The 202-nt window shown below is 68.3% G+C and carries 1 protein-coding gene; it reads left to right on the plus strand.

Annotation, left to right across the window (positions count from 1 at the left end):
* Nucleotides 1–202: hypothetical protein (locus tag KQH55_RS16155; RefSeq protein ID WP_235091684.1), on the plus strand; the 202-nt coding region annotated here is incomplete at both ends.

Below are 202 nucleotides of genomic sequence, written 5' to 3' on the forward strand. Positions count from 1 at the left end.
GCCTGCCGCCCAAGTCGCGGACGTTGGCGTACAGACCGACTCCGAGCCCGTTGCCCAAGTCGCGGACCTCGGCGTACAGACCGACTCTGAGCCCGCCGCCCAAGTCGCGGACGTTGGCGTACAGACCAAACCTGAGCCTGCCGCCCAAGTCGCGGACGTTGGCGTACAGACCGACTCCGAGCCCGTTGCCCAAGTCGCGGAC

The organism is Mycetohabitans sp. B3 (genome assembly GCF_021498065.1).
Classification (GTDB): Bacteria; Pseudomonadota; Gammaproteobacteria; order Burkholderiales; family Burkholderiaceae; genus Mycetohabitans.